17 protein-coding genes and 1 pseudogene are annotated in these 17,238 nt (G+C 64.8%); 7 read left to right on the top strand and 11 right to left on the bottom strand.

Going from position 1 to position 17,238, the window contains the following annotated elements:
• Positions 1–23: 23 nt before the first annotated feature.
• Complete coding sequence (locus BCCGELA001_RS14005; RefSeq protein ID WP_008553715.1) at positions 24–539, bottom strand: YcgN family cysteine cluster protein; 516 nt, start codon at positions 537–539, stop codon at positions 24–26.
• Between the two features lie 294 nt (positions 540–833).
• Here BCCGELA001_RS14005 and BCCGELA001_RS14000 point away from each other — a divergent pair, with 294 nt between their 5' ends.
• The 3 genes from BCCGELA001_RS14000 to BCCGELA001_RS13990 are packed head-to-tail and all read left to right on the top strand — an operon-like array spanning position 834 to position 4,288.
• Complete coding sequence (locus tag BCCGELA001_RS14000) at positions 834–3,122, top strand: transglycosylase domain-containing protein (protein WP_060735575.1); 2,289 nt, start codon at positions 834–836, stop codon at positions 3,120–3,122.
• 9 nt (positions 3,123–3,131) lie between these two features.
• On the top strand, positions 3,132–3,710 hold the full coding sequence (locus BCCGELA001_RS13995) for a DUF1214 domain-containing protein (RefSeq protein WP_008553700.1): 579 nt from the start codon (positions 3,132–3,134) through the stop codon (positions 3,708–3,710).
• The gene (locus tag BCCGELA001_RS13990; RefSeq protein ID WP_008553699.1) at positions 3,707–4,288 is read left to right on the top strand and encodes a DUF1254 domain-containing protein; all 582 of its coding nucleotides are present in this window, start codon (positions 3,707–3,709) and stop codon (positions 4,286–4,288) included. The genes BCCGELA001_RS13995 and BCCGELA001_RS13990 overlap by 4 nt, the downstream gene beginning before the upstream one ends.
• A 173-nt stretch (positions 4,289–4,461) precedes the next feature.
• Here the strand turns inward: BCCGELA001_RS13990 and BCCGELA001_RS13985 are convergent, their stop codons facing one another.
• From BCCGELA001_RS13985 to BCCGELA001_RS13965, 5 genes are all read right to left on the bottom strand, one after another.
• The gene (locus tag BCCGELA001_RS13985; protein ID WP_060735574.1) at positions 4,462–5,232 is read right to left on the bottom strand and encodes an amino acid ABC transporter ATP-binding protein; all 771 of its coding nucleotides are present in this window, start codon (positions 5,230–5,232) and stop codon (positions 4,462–4,464) included.
• 37 nt (positions 5,233–5,269) lie between these two features.
• Entirely contained in the window at positions 5,270–5,965 is a 696-nt protein-coding gene (locus BCCGELA001_RS13980) for an amino acid ABC transporter permease (RefSeq protein WP_060735573.1), read from the bottom strand.
• A complete protein-coding gene (locus BCCGELA001_RS13975; RefSeq protein ID WP_060735572.1) occupies positions 5,962–6,756 on the bottom strand; it encodes an amino acid ABC transporter permease in 795 nt (264 codons plus the stop codon). Before BCCGELA001_RS13975 ends, BCCGELA001_RS13980 begins: the two co-directional genes overlap by 4 nt.
• A gap of 68 nt (positions 6,757–6,824) precedes the next feature.
• On the bottom strand, positions 6,825–7,733 hold the full coding sequence (locus BCCGELA001_RS13970; protein ID WP_144441295.1) for an amino acid ABC transporter substrate-binding protein: 909 nt from the start codon (positions 7,731–7,733) through the stop codon (positions 6,825–6,827).
• A gap of 20 nt (positions 7,734–7,753) precedes the next feature.
• Positions 7,754–8,914, bottom strand: coding sequence for an aminotransferase class V-fold PLP-dependent enzyme (locus BCCGELA001_RS13965; protein ID WP_193409775.1), 1,161 nt, complete (start codon positions 8,912–8,914; stop codon positions 7,754–7,756).
• A gap of 175 nt (positions 8,915–9,089) precedes the next feature.
• Here BCCGELA001_RS13965 and BCCGELA001_RS13960 point away from each other — a divergent pair, with 175 nt between their 5' ends.
• From BCCGELA001_RS13960 to BCCGELA001_RS13950, 3 genes and pseudogenes are all read left to right on the top strand, one after another.
• Complete coding sequence (locus BCCGELA001_RS13960) at positions 9,090–9,890, top strand: IclR family transcriptional regulator (RefSeq protein ID WP_008553668.1); 801 nt, start codon at positions 9,090–9,092, stop codon at positions 9,888–9,890.
• Positions 9,891–10,087: 197 nt separating this feature from the next.
• Positions 10,088–11,166: pseudogene (locus BCCGELA001_RS13955) on the top strand (Cj0069 family protein).
• Between the two features lie 125 nt (positions 11,167–11,291).
• Positions 11,292–11,702 carry a GFA family protein gene (locus tag BCCGELA001_RS13950; RefSeq protein ID WP_008553665.1) on the top strand — a complete coding sequence of 137 codons (411 nt, stop codon included), beginning with the start codon at positions 11,292–11,294 and terminating at the stop codon, positions 11,700–11,702.
• Positions 11,703–11,711: 9 nt separating this feature from the next.
• Here the strand turns inward: BCCGELA001_RS13950 and BCCGELA001_RS13945 are convergent, their stop codons facing one another.
• From BCCGELA001_RS13945 to BCCGELA001_RS13935, 3 genes are read right to left on the bottom strand one after another with little or no spacing between them, the layout of a single operon-like run.
• A complete protein-coding gene (locus BCCGELA001_RS13945) occupies positions 11,712–12,722 on the bottom strand; it encodes a transketolase family protein (protein ID WP_144441294.1) in 1,011 nt (336 codons plus the stop codon).
• Entirely contained in the window at positions 12,719–13,558 is an 840-nt protein-coding gene (locus tag BCCGELA001_RS13940; RefSeq protein ID WP_008553654.1) for a transketolase, read from the bottom strand. The genes BCCGELA001_RS13945 and BCCGELA001_RS13940 overlap by 4 nt, the downstream gene beginning before the upstream one ends.
• A 20-nt stretch (positions 13,559–13,578) precedes the next feature.
• On the bottom strand, positions 13,579–14,340 hold the full coding sequence (locus BCCGELA001_RS13935) for an SDR family NAD(P)-dependent oxidoreductase (RefSeq protein ID WP_008553651.1): 762 nt from the start codon (positions 14,338–14,340) through the stop codon (positions 13,579–13,581).
• Positions 14,341–14,472: 132 nt separating this feature from the next.
• Between BCCGELA001_RS13935 and BCCGELA001_RS13930 the strand changes: the two genes are divergently transcribed.
• Positions 14,473–15,360, top strand: coding sequence for a LysR substrate-binding domain-containing protein (locus BCCGELA001_RS13930; protein WP_060737645.1), 888 nt, complete (start codon positions 14,473–14,475; stop codon positions 15,358–15,360).
• Between the two features lie 65 nt (positions 15,361–15,425).
• Here BCCGELA001_RS13930 and BCCGELA001_RS13925 read toward each other — a convergent pair whose 3' ends face one another.
• Together BCCGELA001_RS13925 and BCCGELA001_RS13920 are read right to left on the bottom strand one after the other, a co-directional pair.
• Positions 15,426–16,790: an NAD(P)-binding domain-containing protein gene (locus BCCGELA001_RS13925; protein WP_060735568.1), complete on the bottom strand. Its 1,365-nt coding sequence runs from the start codon at positions 16,788–16,790 to the stop codon at positions 15,426–15,428.
• Between the two features lie 50 nt (positions 16,791–16,840).
• Complete coding sequence (locus BCCGELA001_RS13920; protein WP_008553642.1) at positions 16,841–17,158, bottom strand: ArsR/SmtB family transcription factor; 318 nt, start codon at positions 17,156–17,158, stop codon at positions 16,841–16,843.
• Positions 17,159–17,238: the final 80 nt, after the last annotated feature.

Genomic DNA, 17,238 nt, shown 5'->3' with positions numbered 1-17,238 from the left:
CGTGATCAGGTCAGCACGGCGGATCAGTCCTTTGGACGTCGCTTCAGGCGGGCCCGTTTCGGCAAGGTCCCCGGCCATTGCACGATGTGGTCCTCGAGCTCCTCGTCCGGGATCTCATCCTCGCTGCCCTCGACCCGGCCGCGCACGGAGACACCGGCCTCATGCACCGTGTTGGGATCGCCCGACACCAGCGGGTGCCACCAATAGAGGTCGCGTCCCTCGGCGACGAGCTTGTAGCCGCAGCTCGGCGGCAGCCAGTTCAGGGTGCGGACATTGGTGGGAGTCAGGCGGACGCAGTCCGGAACCTTGTCGGAGCGATTCGGGTAGTCCTTGCAGGCACAGCTGGCGCCATCGAGCAGCTTGCAGCCGATATGGGTGAAATAGATATCGCCGGTGTCCTCGTCCTCGAGTTTGTTCAGGCAGCAGCGGCCGCAGCCGTCGCACAGGCTTTCCCATTCGTCCCCAGACATCTGTTCCAACGTCTTGGTTTTCCAGAAGAATCCTTCCTGGCCGGAAGGTCGCTTGGGAGCTGCGGTCATGCGCCTCAACAAGAGTTCGAAAGAGCTACGGCACCGCCATCTAGGGCGTGCGTCGGGAACGTTGCAAGCAACGCCCCCGCAAGGCCCGTAATGACCCGGGGGCAATTAGGCCTGTTGTTCAAAATCGCGAGCGTGGCCATTGGTTTATAGGCCCTGCTCGGCTAGAAGGAACGCTGGGTCCCCCTCGGACGCGTACCGGGCGCCTTGGGTTTGCCGCAACATACCCGCAAGACGTCTCGATGCCGCCCCGGCCGGGTGCTTGAACGCTTTCGAAGCAAGCCGCAAGGGTTCTAGGTGCGCCAGATCATACCACCGCATTGGAAGCAGAGGATCCGGAATTTCTTCCTGGATCTCGATGCGCGCATCGACTCCTCGCTGTTCTCCTCGGCCAAGGGCATCCGCGAGCTCTACGAACGCTACTCGACCTTCATGGACCGATTCTATGTCGGACGCTGGAAGCGCTGGGTGTTCATCGAGCCGCTGTCGGAAGCCGCGACCCTCGGCCTCGGCGGCCTGGTCGTGATGCTGACGCTCGCGATCCCCGCCTTCCGCGAGACCGCGGACGAGGACTGGCTGAAGAAGTCCGACCTCGCCGTGAGCTTCCTCGACCGCTACGGCAACCCGATCGGCAGCCGCGGCATCAAGCACAACGACTCGATCCCGCTGGAAGATTTTCCGGACGTGCTGATCAAGGCGACGCTGGCGACCGAGGACCGCCGCTTCTACGACCATTTCGGCATCGATATCGCCGGCACCGCGCGCGCGCTCGTCACCAACGCCCAGGCCGGCGGTGTCCGTCAGGGTGGCTCCTCGATCACCCAGCAGCTCGCCAAGAACCTGTTCCTGAGCAACGAGCGCACGATCGAGCGCAAGGTCAACGAGGCCTTCCTCGCGATCTGGCTGGAATGGCGCCTGACCAAGAACGAGATCCTCAAGCTCTATCTCGACCGCGCCTATATGGGCGGCGGCACCTTCGGCGTCGACGGCGCTGCGCATTTCTACTTCAACAAATCGGCGCGCGACGTGACCTTGGCGGAAGCGGCGATGCTCGCCGGCCTGTTCAAGGCGCCGACGAAATACGCTCCCCACATCAACCTGCCCGCGGCCCGCGCCCGCGCCAACGTCGTGCTCGACAACCTCGTCGATGCCGGCTTCATGACCGAGGGCCAGGTGTTCGGCGCCCGCCGCAATCCGGCCTTCGCGGTCGATCGCCGCGACGAGGCCTCGCCGAACTATTATCTCGACTACGCTTTCGACGAGATGCGCAAGCTGGTCGACACCTTCCCGAAATCCTACACCGAGCGCGTCTTCGTGGTCCGCACCGCGATCGACGCCACCGTGCAGAAGGCCGCCGAGGATGCGGTCGAGAACCAGCTGCGCCAGTTCGGCCGCGACTATCACGCGACGCAGGCGGCGACCGTCGTCGCCGATCTCGACGGCGGAATCCGCGCCATGGTCGGCGGCCGCGACTATGGCGCCAGCCAGTTCAACCGCGCCACCGACGCCTATCGCCAGCCCGGCTCCTCGTTCAAACCCTATGTCTACACCGCGGCACTGCTGAACGGCTACACGCCGAATTCGATCGTGGTCGACGGTCCCGTCTGCATCGGCAATTGGTGTCCGCAGAACTATGGCCATTCCTATTCCGGCTCGGTGACGTTGACGCAAGCGATCACGCGCTCGATCAACGTCGTGCCGGTGAAGCTGTCGATCGAGATCGGCCGGAAGAACGAGCCCAAGGCGCCGAACCCGGCCAAGGTCGGCCGCGGCAAGATCGTCGAGGTCGCCCGCCGTTTCGGCATCAAGGCGCCGCTGCCCGATACGCCGTCGCTGCCGATCGGCTCGGACGAAGTCACCGTGCTCGAGCACGCGGTCGCCTATGCGACCTTCCCCAACCGCGGCAAGGCGGTGACGCCGCATGCCGTGCTGGAGGTGCGCACCGGCGCCGGCGATCTCGTCTGGCGCTGGGACCGCGACGGGCCGAAGCCGCGGCAGGCGATCCCCGCCTCGGTCGCCGCCGACATGGCGGGCATGATGAGCCACGTCGTCAGCGAAGGCACCGCGCGCCGCGCAGCGCTGGACGGCATTCCGACCGCAGGCAAGACCGGCACGACCAATGCGTATCGCGACGCCTGGTTCGTCGGCTACACCGGCAATTTCACCTGCGCGGTGTGGTACGGCAACGACGACTATTCGCCAACCAACCGCATGACCGGCGGCTCGCTGCCGGCGCAGACCTGGCACGACATCATGCTGGTGGCGCATCAGGGCGTCGAGGTCCGGGAGATCCCCGGCATCGGCATGGGCCAGAAGCTGCCGCCGCAGCATGTCAGCAACGCGCAGGCCAATGCGGGACCGAAGGTGCTGGAGACCAAGCCGGGTCCGCCGCCCATCCTAACCAAGCGCGGCGCCGACATCCTGGTGCGCGTCGAGAAGCTGCTGGATGACGCGGCCAGGACCGCGAACAAATCGTCGGCCGCCGACGCCAATCCGGCCAAGCCGTCTTCGTCGAACAGCGCGCTCGCCTTCCCGCAGAATTATGCGGAAGAGAACGCCAACGCCTCCGCCCCGCGCAAGAACTGATCGAAACCCGTGCGGCTGATCCTGATCACATTGACGGCGCTCCTTCTCGCAGGCGTGGTCGGCGTCGGCACCACCTGGATGACGACGACGCGCGGCACCGATATCGGCGCACTGACCATCGGCCCCTGGACCGCGCGCCCGCGCACCGGCACCGCCGACGTCGACCCCTATTCGCGCGCCACCATCGTGCGCAACGGCGAGCTGCCGATCGGCACTGGTGACGGCGTCGCCTTCACCGCGACCACCGACGACAAGAAGAAGGCGCTCGACGGCCGCTGCGATGTGGTGGTCTCCGGCGTGACGCCGCCGGCGCGGTTCTGGACGCTGACGCTCTACGACCGCAAGGGCCATCTCGTCGCCAATTCGCTCCAGCGCTACGGCTTCACCAGCCAGGAGATCGTGCGCCAGTCGGACGGCTCGTTCGAGATCCGCATCGCCTCGCGCTCGCGCGCCGGCAACTGGCTGCCGACCGGCGGCATCGAACGCTACGCCCTGATGCTGCGTCTCTACGACACGCCGGTCGGCGTCGCCACGCGCACCCAGCGCGATGCGCCGATGCCCACGATCACCACGGTGGGCTGCTCATGATCCGGCTGCTGTTCACCATCGTCGCCGGCATTGTCCTCGGCCTCGTGGTCCATCTCGTCAGCGTGCTGGCGCTGCCGCGGATCGCGACGCAGGATGCCTATTCGCGGCTGACGCCGATGACGAAACTCAACGGCGTCACCCAGCTTCCCCTCGCCGATCCGCAGACCTCACCGATGCCGTTCATGGATCCGGCCTTTGCGCTGGCGATCTGCCGCTACGACCTCTCGAACGGGCCGATCAAGCTCACGGTGCCGGTGAGCCAGGCCTACACCTCGGTGTCGTTCTACACCCGCAACGAGATCGCCTATTACGCCATCAACGACCGCTCGGCCGGCCGCAAGGTGATCGAGCTCGACCTGATGACGGAAGCGCAGCACAGCGAGCTGCCCGAGGACGAGGAGGTCACCGCGGCCGACCGCCTGATCATCGATTCCCCGACCGCGACCGGCCTGATCCTGATGAAGGCGCTCGCCCCCGAGCCGGGCCTGATGCAGCAGGCGCAAAGCTCGCTTCAGGCTGCGACCTGCGCGCCGCAGACCGAGGCGCCCGCCAAGGCCGAGGCGCCGCGCCGGCGCTGACGAACGGTTCTTTGGCCGCGCAAAATAAAACGCGCGAAAACAACCCCATGCACAGTAGCGAAGGCGCTGAAATCATTCGCTCTTCGAGAGGGATATGCGAAGCCAAGCTGTGTTTGCTTGTTTGACACGTCGGGCAAAACACCCGGCATGCTCGCGAACAGCATCGCGCCCGATCAATGAATGATCTGGCCGAGGAAATCCCTCGCCCGCTCCGTGCTGGGCGCGCGGAAGAAGGTTTCGGGATCCGACTCTTCGACGATGGACCCGCGGTCCATGAACACCACCCGGTCGGCGACTTCGCGGGCAAAGCCCATCTCATGCGTGACGCAGACCATGGTCATCCCGTCCCGCGCGAGCTCGACCATGATGTCGAGCACCTCCTTGACCATCTCGGGATCGAGCGCGGAGGTCGGCTCGTCGAACAGCATGATCTTCGGCTGCATGCAGAGGGCGCGCGCGATGGCGACACGCTGCTGCTGGCCGCCGGAGAGCTGTCCCGGATATTTCTCCGCCTGATCGTGGATGCGCACCTTGCGGAGAAAGCCGAGCGCGCGCTCGCGCGCCTCCGGGCGCGACAGGCCGCGCACCTTCATCGGCGCCAGCATGCAGTTCTCGGCGATCGACAGATGCGGAAACAGGTTGAAGCTCTGGAACACCATGCCGATCTCGCGGCGGATGCTGTTGATGTCCGCCATCCGGTCGGTCAGCTCGACGCCATCGACCATGATCCGGCCGGCATCATGCTTTTCGATGTGATTGATGCAACGGATCAGGGTCGACTTGCCCGAGCCCGAAGGACCGCAAAGGACGATTTTCTCCCCTGCTCTCACGTTCAGATGGATATCGTTCAGGGCCGTGAAGCGGCCGAACCGCTTCACTACCCCCTCTACGGCGACGATGGCCGGTGACCGGCTCGTCTCGTTGATGGCGGCGCGCTGAACCATTTTCGTCTCCCCGGACCAGGACGTCTCGTACGCTCACTCATTGGCGCGTTCCGGCAATCGCATAGCGCTTGCGCAGCAACACGACGCCTTGCGATGCCGCCGAACTGATCGCGAGATAGACCACGACGATCACGAGATACATCTCGACGAGACGGCCGTTGAGCTGCGCAAGCTTCGAGGCTGCGCCGAGCAGGTCGGTGAGCGAGAGCACGTAGACCAGCGAGGTGTCCTGGAACAGGATGATGGTCTGGCTCAGGATGATCGGGCTCGCCACGCGGAGCACCTGCGGCAGGATCACGCTGCGATACGTCTCGAAGGTCGACAATGCCAGCGCCTGGCACGCCTCGAACTGCCCGCGGTTCACGGCGCGCAGGCCGACGCGGATGATCTCCGAATAGTAGGCGGCCTCGAACAGACCGAAGGTGATGAAGGCCGTCCAGGTGGCGCCGATCGGGATCGGGCGGCCGTTGCCGGCGAGATGACCGAGCACGATCGGCACCAGGAAGAAGAACCAGAACAGGACCAGGATCAGCGGGATCGAGCGGACCAGGGCGATGTAGCCGCGCACGATCTTGCCGATCACAGGCACCTCGAAGTGCTGCAACAGCGCAAAGCAGGTGCCGAGGACCATGCCGACCACGAAGGCGACCGCAGTGAGCGCGAGCGAAAACAGCAGGCCGGACCAGAGATAGGGCCACGCCTGAAGAACGATCGAGAAGTCGAGGCTGTTCATTTCGCGATCTCCATCCCCTCGGGCAGGGCCTCGGCGTTCTGGACGTCGTCGGCGAGGCTCGGCTCGACGGCATTCTCCGCTGGCGTGGTGCCGGGAATGCGCACCGCCCTGTCGATCAGGGCCATCCCCTGGTAGGCGATCAGCGCCAGCGCGAGATAGATCAGCGTTGCAGCGCCGAAGGCCGTAAAGGTCTGGAACGTCGCCTCGCTGATCTGGCGCGCCTGGGCCGTCAACTCCATCAGTCCGATCGTGAGTGCGACCGAGGTGTTCTTGTAAATGCCCATCACCTCGCTAGTCAGGCTCGGCACGATCAGACGAAGCGCCTGCGGCACGATGATGTGGCGATAGGTCAGATACAGGCTGAGCCCAAGCGCGCTCGCCGCCTCTGTCTGTCCTCTCGGCAGAGCCTCGATCCCCGCACGGACCTGCTCGGCAATACGGGCCGCGGTGTAGAGCCCGAGGCAGATCAGCGCCGGAAAGAACGATCCCCAAGGCGGTGGAATCTGCTTGATCGCATTTCCGAGCGCCGTGGGAAGGATCTCCGGCAAGACGAAATACCAGAGGAACATCTGCACCAGGACGGGGATGTTGCGGAAGATCTCGACATAGAGCCGCGCAAGCGCCGCGACAGCCCGATTCTGCACCGTGCGGCCGATGCCGACGACGATCCCGACCGCAAAGGCAATCCACCAGCCGAAGAAAGCCAGAGCCAGGGTCCAGCCGAGGCCCGACAACAGCCAGTCGATATAGCGCTGCCCATCCGCCGTCTGTTCAAAAAGCACTGAAAACATGACGCACCTCGAAGTTCCGGATGCGAGAGAGGATCAGCCCGTAGAGATTCCGCGATGTGGGTCTCCGCCTAATCGACCGCGTCGCTTGGATGGGCGATCCGTTGCTTCAGCTCGTCCGTCAGCGGGAAAGCGAGATTTTCCCCCTTGGGCGGAATCGCTCGCGTGAACCATTTCGCGTAGGTCTTTTCGAACTGACCCGACGCCATCTGCTTAGACAGGACGTCGTCGACCAGCGCCTTGAAGGGCGCATCGCCCTTGGTGAACATCAGGCCGTAATAGATCTTGGCGTAGCCCTCGGGGAGGAAGATCAGCGCATCTGGCTTCGGAGCTGCGGCCTTGAGGCCGGCAAGAAGGATGTCGTCCTCCATGAAGGCTGCCGCGCGGCCGGTATTCAGCATCAGGAAGGACTCGGCATGATCCTTCGCCTGCACGATGTTGAAGCCCAGCTGCTCCTTCGCGTTCACGCCCTGCGCAAAGCCGACTGCATTCGAGCCCTGGGTGACGACGATCGTCTTGCCCTTGAGATCGCCGGCCGTCTTCAGGCCGCTATCCGTCTTGACCAGCCAGCGCGGCTGGCTGACGAAGGTGGCGACCGAGAACGAAACTTGCTCCTGTCGCTTCCTGTCGTTCGCCGTGCCGCCGCACTCGATGTCGATGGTGCCGCTTTGAATGAGCGGGATCCGGTTGGACGAGTTCACCGGCGTATATTTGACGGCGAGATTAGGCAGATTCAGCTCCGTCTTGACCCTGTCGACGATCGCCGCGCAGAGATCGAGCGAGAAGCCTATCGGCTTTTGATCGGGACCGAGATAGGAGAATGGAATGGAGGCCTCGCGATGACCGATGGTGATGGCCCCGCTCGACTTGATCCTCGCGAGCGTGGAACTGTCGGCCGCGATCGACGGTGCAGCAAAGGCGGCGGCGGCCGCAAGGCCGGACAGAACGCCCCAGACACGGGCAAAACCAGTCATGTGCATCTCCCCTTCTGAAAAACGGTCTAGGCAGCCCTGAATGACGGCTTCACGCCGCGCCGCTTGATGACATCGATCAGGCGATCGACATCGGCGAACGTGTTGAACATTCCGAACGACACGCGAATGCCGTCGCGCTCCGGCGACACACGAATGCCGTTCTGCTCGAAATGGCCGAGCCATTCGGCAGCAGGCAGCGCGATGACGTAGATATGCGGCGCGCGGTGCCGCCGCTCGCGCGGACCGACGAGACCAACGTTCAGCGCGTCGAGCCCGGCGATGAGATGATCGCCGAGATCGAAGCAATGGCTCTGAATGTTCTGCACGCCCAGCGCTTCGATCATGTCCAGGGAGGCCCCAAGCGCGTGGATCGCCGGAAGATTGAAGTTGCCGAGCTCGAAGCGGCGCGCGCTCGCGGCGAGTTCGAGCTTCTCCGGCCGGGCAATGAGATCGGCCGGGACCTCCGCTAGGCTCGCGGCGGCGAGATAGGCGGGCTCCAGCTCGGTCCTGGATTTTTCCCAGACCAAGAGACCAAGCCCTTGTGGCACGAGGAGGCCCTTGTGGCTGCCCGACCCGATGAAGGTCGCGCGCATCGCTTTTGCGTCGATCGGCACGACGCCGATCGCCTGCATCACGTCGACGACGAAAAAGAGCCCCTTCTCCGCGCAGAGCGCGCCGATGCTTTCGACGTCGAAACGATGGCCGGCGTGGAACGTCACCTGCGACATCGAGATCGCCCGCGTGCTCGCATCGACATAGCGACGAAGGCTGTCGGCGTTCACGACCTCCGTCATCGGCACGAAGTCGACCGACACGCCCTTTCGCCGCAGGTTGAGGAAGGCATAGGCATTGTTGGGATGATCGCCATGGATCATCAGCACCTTGTCGCCGGCGCGCAGGGGCAGCGCATTGGCTGCGATGTTCATGCTTTCCGAGGTGTTCTTGGTGAAGGCGATCTCGTCGGCGCCGACGCCGAGAAACCGCGCGAGCTTCTCCCGGGTCTGCTCGACCCGATCGAGCCACACGCTTTTCGGGCCGGCCGTCTCAAACCCCTCGCGAAGGAAGAGGTCGATTGCCGCCCTGACGGGACGTGCAAGCGGCGTCTGGAAGCCGGAGTCGAGATAGGTGATGCGCTCGACCGCTGGAAATTCCTTCCGCACGGCATCGACGTCGTAATGGCGAGACATTCCAATCTCCTGATGAGCGCGCCCGGAAGAGGCATGGACGCGCTGCACAAATCCCGATCACCGTTCTGCAACGCCAACGATATGGGCAGCTCGCCAGCGCGGTCGAGAAAGTTTTTCATATTTCAATAGGAATTATTCCGAAAAATGATAATTTCTATATCCGCACGGAGGACAGATGCCACAAGCCAATTCCGACGGCCCGCTCGACCGGGCATTCGCCATCGTCGGCCACGTTGCCGGTCAGGTGAGAGCCGTCTCAGTCGCGGAAATCGCCAATGCGCTGGCTCTGCCGCTACCGACCGCTCACCGGCTGATCGGGAATCTCGAGCAGCGCGGGCTTCTGCAGAAGGCCGTGGGCACAAAGCGCTACGTCGTCGGCAATCAACTGGTCACGCTGTCGGCCAAGGTGATCGGCGCGGCCTTCCGCACTGCGCGCCGGCACGCCGTGCTGCGCGCAGTCGCGGCCGAAATCGGCGAGCAATGCGAGATCGGCGTCGTGCGCGACAATGTCGTTGCCTATGTCGACAGTGTTCGCGTCTCGCAACCGCAGGGTCTCCAATTCAATCCGGGCGAAGCGGCGCCGCTCCACTGCACTTCGACCGGCAAGATCTACATGAGCCGGCTGCCGGAGCGCGCGCGTGAGAAGCTGTGCCATGCACTCGCGCTCACTAAATACACGGAGACCACCATCGTCGACATCGAAAGCCTGATGAAGGTCCTCGACGAAACCCGCAAGCGCGGCTGGGCGAAGACCAATGAAGAATATGTGCGGGGGGTCGTTGGCTGCGCCGTGCCGATCCTGTCTCCGGATCGCGAACTAATTGCGTGCCTGGGCGTCTCCGTTCCCGTGGCCCGCGTGAGCTTCGCCGAACTGGATCGGTTCATAGGTCCACTTCAGAAAGCGGCCGCGCTGCTATCCGAAACCATCCTCCAGGCCGACGAGGAAGATGCCAGCGATGCATCGGAAAACGCTTGAACTCCTGAAGATTGAACTGTCGACGGCGCATGGTCACACCGCATCACGAAACAGTTCACTCTCCGAACCGACTGCGCCAATCTCCATCTTGAAACGACTGGGCGATTTCACATACATTGGACGCGTGGGGACGAAGCAGACTCCCCGTGAGACTTCGGTCCAAGCTCTGCGCAGCACGCAATACGTGGAGCTTGCGCATGGACACCGAACGACACTCCTCATCCCGCAATATCGTCGCCATCCTCTCGCGCGGAGATGCTGACGCCCGCGGGGTTGCGACCCCGCAAAACAGCCGCTTCGTCCGCGTCTTCGAAGCCCTCGCCGCCGTCGGCATCGAGGCTCGACCCGTCATCTACGACGAGAGCGTCGCCGACGCGGTTCGCGACCAGTTGCTCAGCGTCGACGGCGTGCTCGTTTGGGTCGATCCGATTCATCAGGGCAAGACGCGCGCCGAGCTTGACGGCCTGCTGCACGACGTCGCGGCGCAAGGACCATGGATCAGTGCACATCCGGACATCATCCTGAAGATGGGCGTCAAGGAGGTGCTCTACCGAACCCGACATCTCGGCTGGGGCACTGACACGCATCGCTACGATAGTGCTGCGGCATTCCGTGCCGAATTTCCCTCACGCCTGCAGGCGAGCAGCCCGCGCGTGGTGAAGCAGAACCGCGGCAATGGCGGCCAGGGAGTCTGGAAGGTGGAGCTACTATCCGACGCCGACGGCATCGTACGCGTGCTGCATGCGCAGCGCGGCAGCCTGCCCGAGGACATGCCGCTCGATGCCTTCATCGCGCGCTGCGAGCCCTATTTCGGCTGGGGCGGCTGCATCATCGACCAGGCGTATCAAGCTCGCCTGCCCGACGGCATGATCCGCTGCTACATGAGCGGAGCCAAGGTTGCCGGCTTCGGGCATCAATTGATCAAGGCTCTGATCCCGCCGCCGCCGGAAGGTCCCGATGCGCCTGAGGCGCAGCCGGGACCGCGCATCATGCACGGGCCGGATGCCCCGGCGTTCCAGCCCTACGGAGATCGATGGAGAACGAATGGACGCCGCGGATGATGGAGACGCTCGGCATCGACGAGGGCTCGCTTCCGGTGATCTGGGATGCGGACTTTCTCTACGGGCCACGGGATGCAGCCGGCCGCGACACCTACGTGCTGTGCGAGATCAACGCGAGCTCCTGCTTCGCCATCCCCGACGAGGCGCCAGCCGCGATCGCGCAGACGGTGAAGCACCGCTTGATCCGGACTCACAGGTCCTCCGCATCAACCTGACGTCAGCGATGTGGCAGCAGCTGTCACGCGACAGTAGGACGCAATCGCAACCAGCGATGAGCCGTTGAAGCTGCGAGTCTGCGGCGTTATCGATCCCGGCAATCTGCTTTGATCGGGAGGAACGCATGAGCACCATCACTGGCGGCTGCCACTGCGGCGCAATCCGCTATGAGGTCGAGGGCGAGGCAATCGTGCACGCGCTGTGTCACTGCCGTGACTGCCGGCTCCACGCGGGCGCGCCAGTCGTCGGGTGGACGATGTATACCGAGAATGCGCTCAAGGTGACCAAGGGCGAGCCCAAGATCTATCGCTCCTCCGAGCATGGCCGGCGGCACTTTTGCAGCGACTGCGGCACTGGCTTGTTTTACGTCAATGCCGACATCCTGCCGGGGATGATCGACATCCAGAGCGCGACCTACGACGATCCCGACGCCGTGCCGCCGATGATGCACATCCAGGTGGCCGAGCGCCTGCGCTGGATGGAGCGCGCGCACGAACTGCCGACGTTCGACCGCTATCCGCCGCAACCGTCGTAATGGCAGCTGTCAGCGCAGCCACTCCTTGATCTGCCGCGTCACTTCGGCGGTCGAGATGCCGTAGCGATCGTGCAGTGTCGGCAGTGCGCCGGCGGCGAGAAACGCGTCCGGAAGCCCGATCTGCCGGAACGCGGGATGGACGCCTGCGCGCATCAGCAGCGCCGCCACGGCTTCGCCGAGGCCGCCGATCACCGTGTGGTTCTCGGCGACGACGACGAGGCGGCGAGGCCTGCCCGCTTCGCGCAGGATCGCTTCGGTGTCGAGCGGCTTGATCGTCGGCACGTGCAGGACGGCTACGTTGACGCGATCATTCGAGAGAGCCTGGGCCGCCTCCAGCGCGCGCATGGTCATGATCCCCGACGAGATGATCAGAACATCGGTGCCGTCGCGCAGCAGCGCGGCCTTGCCGAGCTCGAAGCGGTAATTGTATTCGTCGAGCACCAGCGGCACCTGTCCGCGCAGCAGCCGCATATAGACCGGCCCGCGATGCGCGGCGATGGCCGGCACGATCTGCTCGATCTCGTGCGCATCGCAGGGGTCGATCACCGTCATGTTGGGCATCGCGCGGAACAGCGCGAGATCCTCGGCGGCCTGATGGCTCGGCCCGTAGCCCGAGGTCAGGCCGGGCAGCGCGCAGGCGATCTTCACGTTGCGGTCTTCTTCCGCGATGGTCTGGTGGATGAAGTCGTAGGCCCGGCGCGAGGCGAACACCGCATAGGTCGTCGCGAACGGCATGAAGCCTTCCGCCGCAAGGCCGGAGGCCGCGCCGAACAGCAGCTGCTCGGCCATACCCATCTGGTAGTAGCGATCGGGAAAGGCCTGCGCGAAGATATGCAGGTCGGTGTATTTGCCGAGATCGGCGGTCATGCCGACGACGTCCTCGCGGCTGCGGGCGAGTTCGACCATCGCGTGGCCGAACGGAGCCGGCCTGGTGCGCTGCCCTTCCGCCGCGATCGAGGCGATCATCGCCGAGGTGGTCAGCCTGGGCTTTCCTGATGGCGGCGATCCCTCGGGCTTCATGGCTGGTCTCCCGCGTTCAGGGCGGACAGGGCGAGCTGCCATTCATGCGGCTCGACCCGAATGAAATGGTTCTTCTCGCGCTGCTCCAGGAAGGGAACGCCCTTGCCCATCAAGGTGTCGGCGACGATCATGCGCGGCTTCGGTGCGGCATGCGCCAACGCCGCATCGAAAGCGCCCACGACGGCGTCGAGATCGTTGCCGTCGACACGCTGCACGAACCAGCCGAACGCTTCCAGCTTGTCGACCAGCGGCTCGAAGCCGAGCATCTGCCCGGACGGACCGTCGGCCTGCTGATTGTTGACGTCGACGATCGCGATGATGTTGTCGAGCTCGTGGTGGGCCGCCGACATGATGGCCTCCCATTTGGAGCCTTCGTCCAGCTCGCCGTCGGAGAACAGCGTGAAGATGCGTGCGGTGGATTTCTTGCGCTTCAGCCCGAGCGCCATGCCGACGGCGATGGCAAGGCCGAGACCGAGCGAGCCGCCGGACATCTCCATGCCCGGCGTATAGGAGGCCATGCCGGACATCGGCAGGCGGCTGTCGTCGAAGCCGTAGCTTTCGAGCTCGGCCTCGGGAATGATCCCGGCCTCGATCAGGGCTGCATAGAGCGCGATCGCATAATGCCCGTTCGACAGCAGGAAACGGTCGCGGCCTTCCCAGGCGGGATCTTCGGCGCGAAATCGCATCGCGTGAAAATAGGCGACGGCCAGCACGTCGGCGATGTCCAGCGCCTGGGCGATATAGCCTTGGCCCTGGACCTCGCCCATCAGCAGGGCATTGCGGCGGATGTTGCGGGCGCGCTGCGCCAGCGTCGGCGCATTTGCGAGCGTTGCCATGATCGTCTCTCCCTGCCCGCTCAGTGGATCAGCATGCCGCCGTTGACGTCGATGACCGCGCCGGTGACGTAGGCCGACAGGTCGGAGGCGAGGAAGGTGTAGATGCCCGCGACGTCGACGGCCTCGCCGAGCCGGCCGAGCGGGATGCCCTCGAGGATCTTCGCGCGCATCTCGTCGGTGAGCTTGCCGGCGGTGATGTCGGTGCCGATCAGGCCCGGCGTCACGCAGTTGACGCGGATGCCGTCGGGCCCGAATTCACGCGCCATTGCCTTGGCGAGCCCGAGTACGCCGGCCTTTGCCGCCGAATAATGCGGTCCGCCGAAAATGCCGCCGCCGCGCTGGGCCGAGACCGACGACATGCATGCGATCGATCCGCTTCTGCGCTTGCGCATATGCGGGATGACCGCCTGCGACAGGAACAGGATGCCCTTGAGGTTGACGTCCTGGATGCGGTCCCAATCTTCCGGCGTGATATCGAGAAGCTTGACCGGCTGGGTGACGCCGGCATTGTTGATGAGGATGTCGATCTGGCCGAATTTGGCCATCACGGCTTCCACGGCCTTGATGCAGGCCTGCTTGTCGGCGACGTTGCAGGCAAGGCCGAGATGCGGCTCGCTGCCGGCCGGTTCGAGGCCGCGCGCAGCAGCCTCCGCAGCCGGGCCGTCGATATCGAGGATGGCGACCCGGGCGCCTTCCGCTGCAAAACGGCGGGCAGCGGCGAGGCCGATGCCCCGCGGCGAGGCCGCGCCGGTGATGATGGCAGTCTTGCCGCGTAGCAGCATGTGCTCCTCCCTGGATCGCTTTTGCAGACCGCGCAGGCGCGGCGTTCTTGACCTCATTCATTATGCAGGCGCAGCTTTTCCCACAAACGCGCTGTTGTCTTGCATAGGTGAATTTGGTTCACTTGTCGGATGCTGCTATCGTCCATCCCGATATCGTCCATCCGCGCCTTCGAGGCGGCGGCGCGCACCGGCTCGTTCCGAGATGCGGCGAACGAGCTTCATCTCACCCCAAGCGCAGTCAGCCACGCCATTCGCAAGCTCGAAAGCGCGATGGGCACCGTCCTGTTCGAACGCAGCGCCCGCGCCATTCGTTTGACGCCGGCGGGCGAGAACCTGATGCGTCATGCCGGTGCCGCGTTCGACAATTTGCGGCGCGGCATCGAGGAGGTTGCCGGCCGCGGTCCGCAACTATTGAGGGTGCACTGCGCGCCGAGCTTCGCCGCCCAATGGCTCGCCCCTCGCCTCGCCCGTTTCATGGCCGCCGAGCCCAATCTCGAGGTCCGCCTCGCCGCCAGCACCGAGTACGCCCGGTTCAGCAACGACGATTTCGACATCGACATCGTCTACGGCCAGCCGAGGGCCGAGGGCGTCGAGGTGATGTCACTCGGCGAAGAGACCGTGACGCCGCTCTGCACGCCCGAACTCGCAAAGAAGATCCGCAAGCCGAAGGATCTGTTCGACCAGGTGCTGATCCGCTCCGAGGTGAAGCAGGTGCAGTGGCATCAATGGTTCAGCGCCAACGGCCTCGAAGCGCCGGCCATTCACGGCATGCGCTTCGATCGCAGCTTCCTGGCGATCGCGATGGCCTCAAGCGGCCTCGGCGTGACGCTGGAATCGACCCGGCTGGCCGAACGCGAGATCGCGACAAGGCGGCTGGTTGCACCGCTCGCCAAACGGTCCCTCGATATCCGCTATGTCGGCCATCATCTGGTGTTTCCACGCGCAAGCCAGCAGCGCCGGCCCATCCGCGCGTTCACCGAGTGGATCATGCGCGAGCTTGCGGCCGGCCGCTCGGTCTGATCTCTCCGCGCGCACGGGTCAGGCCGAGTCGGGGAGTATCGTCCGCCCGATCGCCGGCAGTGGCGTCATGAACAGCCGCACCCCGAAGCGCCGGCCTTCTTGGCGGTTTCGTCGGCGGCGCAACAGGCCGAGACGTCTTCCGTCGCGGGGCCACCGCAGCAGCCGGAAGCGGCAGTGGACTCCACGCCGCCTCGCGTGCAGACGCCGGTCTCCGGCAACACGAGCTCGACCCGGGCCGCAGCCGCCTTGTCGCCAGCGATGTCGGCGGCGATCGAGCGCACCTGTTCGTAGCCGGTCACCATCAGGAAGGTCGGTGCACGGCCGTAGGATTTCATGCCGGCGATGTAAAAGCCCGGCTCGTCATGCGAAAGCTCGCGCGCACCATGGGGACGGACCGTGCCGCAGCTATGCTCGTTGGGATCGATCAGCGGCGCGAGCGCAACGGGTGCCTCGATGGCCGGATCGAGCTGCAGCCGCAGCTCGGAGAGGAACGACAGATCGGGGCGAAATCCGGTCGCGACGATCAGCTCGTCTGCCACCACGCTGCGCGCGCCGCAGCAGGCACCCGCCGAGATCCTGAGAAGGCCTTCGGCGTCCAAGACGTGCGTGACACCAAAGCCGACCTCGATCGCGATCTTGCCGGCGGCCACGAGCGCTGCGAAGGCAGAGCCAAGCTCGCCACGCGCGGCCAGCTTGTCGTTGCGGCCGCCGCCAAAGGCCTTGGCGGGTTCAATGCCGCGCAACAGCCAGACGGGCTTCGTGCCGGGCACCTCTTCGGCGAGTTGCACGAGATCGACCAGCGTGCCGATGGCGGAATGACCGGCACCGAGCACGGCGACGGTCTTGCCGGCATATCTCGCGCGACCCGTGCCCTGCACATCCGGCATGCCATAGGCGATGCGGTCCGTGCGCTCGCGTTCGCCAATGGCCGGCAGGCCGTTGCTGCCGGCGGGATTGGGCGAGAACCAAGTGCCGGAGATGTCGATGACGGCATCGGCGCGCAGCACCTCGGGTCCTTTGCCGTTCTGATAGCGGATCTCGAACGGCGCCTGCTCCCTGCCCTTCGTCTTGGCCTTGTCGAAGCCTGCGCGGCTGATGGACGTGACGCGACTGGACGTCCGGATCACATCGCGCAGCTTCGTGCGCGTCGCGAGCGGCGCGAGGTAGCGCTCGATCAGCTCGCCGCCGGTGGGATAGGCGCTTGGATCCGGCGAATTCCACCCCGTGGGCGCGAGCAGGCGCGCCGCCGCCTGGTCGACATTGTATTCCCATGGCGAGAACAGCTGCACGTGCTGCCATTGACGGACCGCATGAGCGGCCTCGTTGCCCGCCTCGAGCACGATGGGAGACATGCCGCGTTCGAGCACGTGCGCGGCCGCCGCGAGACCGACGGGCCCTGCCCCGATGATCGCAACTGTCTTCTCGTTCATCCGACTTCTCCCATCATTCTAGAATGATCGAATAATGTGACCCGAAAGAATCAGGCCGCCGTTTGCGTGTCCTTGCACCCGAGTTCGTCCGCGCAGCATTCCGCAGCCAGGAAATCCACCAGGCCCCGCATCGCGTCGTAGTTCGCATGGCAGACGAGCGTCGTGGAGTCCCGCACCTGACTGACGAGCCCGACCGAGACCAAGGTCTTGATGTGATGCGACAGCGTCGAGGCCGGGATCTTCAGCTTGTCCTGCAAGCGGCCCACTGGCATGCCCGAATGCCCGGCGCGAACCAGGGCGCGATAGATCTGCAGGCGCGTCCGGTTGCCCAGTGCTTCCAAACGTGCCGCTGCGTCATCGATCCTCATGGCGCGAGACGATGCCCTCATTCGCGCGAGCAGTCAACTATATTTCTAGAACGTTCGAAACACGGTGATGCATATCCGGA

The sequence above is a fragment of the Bradyrhizobium sp. CCGE-LA001 genome, assembly GCF_000296215.2.
Lineage (GTDB): Bacteria > Pseudomonadota > Alphaproteobacteria > Rhizobiales > Xanthobacteraceae > Bradyrhizobium.
Note: the sequence above shows the minus strand (reverse complement) of the source record. Positions and strands in the feature narration are given on the sequence as shown.

What these genes read in the sequence shown, in the direction of transcription:
- BCCGELA001_RS13975 (WP_060735572.1), bottom strand. Translation starts at nt 6,756, where the DNA reads ATGTTTTCAGTGCTTTTTGAACAGACGGCGGATGGGCAGCGCTATATC.
- BCCGELA001_RS13960 (WP_008553668.1), top strand. Translation starts at nt 9,090, where the DNA reads ATGCCACAAGCCAATTCCGACGGCCCGCTCGACCGGGCATTCGCCATC.
- BCCGELA001_RS13940 (WP_008553654.1), bottom strand. Translation starts at nt 13,558, where the DNA reads ATGGCAACGCTCGCAAATGCGCCGACGCTGGCGCAGCGCGCCCGCAAC.
- BCCGELA001_RS13980 (WP_060735573.1), bottom strand. Translation starts at nt 5,965, where the DNA reads ATGAACAGCCTCGACTTCTCGATCGTTCTTCAGGCGTGGCCCTATCTC.
- BCCGELA001_RS14005 (WP_008553715.1), bottom strand. Translation starts at nt 539, where the DNA reads ATGACCGCAGCTCCCAAGCGACCTTCCGGCCAGGAAGGATTCTTCTGG.
- BCCGELA001_RS13945 (WP_144441294.1), bottom strand. Translation starts at nt 12,722, where the DNA reads ATGAAGCCCGAGGGATCGCCGCCATCAGGAAAGCCCAGGCTGACCACC.
- BCCGELA001_RS13925 (WP_060735568.1), bottom strand. Translation starts at nt 16,790, where the DNA reads ATGAACGAGAAGACAGTTGCGATCATCGGGGCAGGGCCCGTCGGTCTC.
- BCCGELA001_RS13990 (WP_008553699.1), top strand. Translation starts at nt 3,707, where the DNA reads ATGATCCGGCTGCTGTTCACCATCGTCGCCGGCATTGTCCTCGGCCTC.
- BCCGELA001_RS13920 (WP_008553642.1), bottom strand. Translation starts at nt 17,158, where the DNA reads ATGAGGATCGATGACGCAGCGGCACGTTTGGAAGCACTGGGCAACCGG.
- BCCGELA001_RS13935 (WP_008553651.1), bottom strand. Translation starts at nt 14,340, where the DNA reads ATGCTGCTACGCGGCAAGACTGCCATCATCACCGGCGCGGCCTCGCCG.
- BCCGELA001_RS13965 (WP_193409775.1), bottom strand. Translation starts at nt 8,914, where the DNA reads ATGTCTCGCCATTACGACGTCGATGCCGTGCGGAAGGAATTTCCAGCG.
- BCCGELA001_RS13950 (WP_008553665.1), top strand. Translation starts at nt 11,292, where the DNA reads ATGAGCACCATCACTGGCGGCTGCCACTGCGGCGCAATCCGCTATGAG.
- BCCGELA001_RS13985 (WP_060735574.1), bottom strand. Translation starts at nt 5,232, where the DNA reads ATGGTTCAGCGCGCCGCCATCAACGAGACGAGCCGGTCACCGGCCATC.
- BCCGELA001_RS13970 (WP_144441295.1), bottom strand. Translation starts at nt 7,733, where the DNA reads ATGCACATGACTGGTTTTGCCCGTGTCTGGGGCGTTCTGTCCGGCCTT.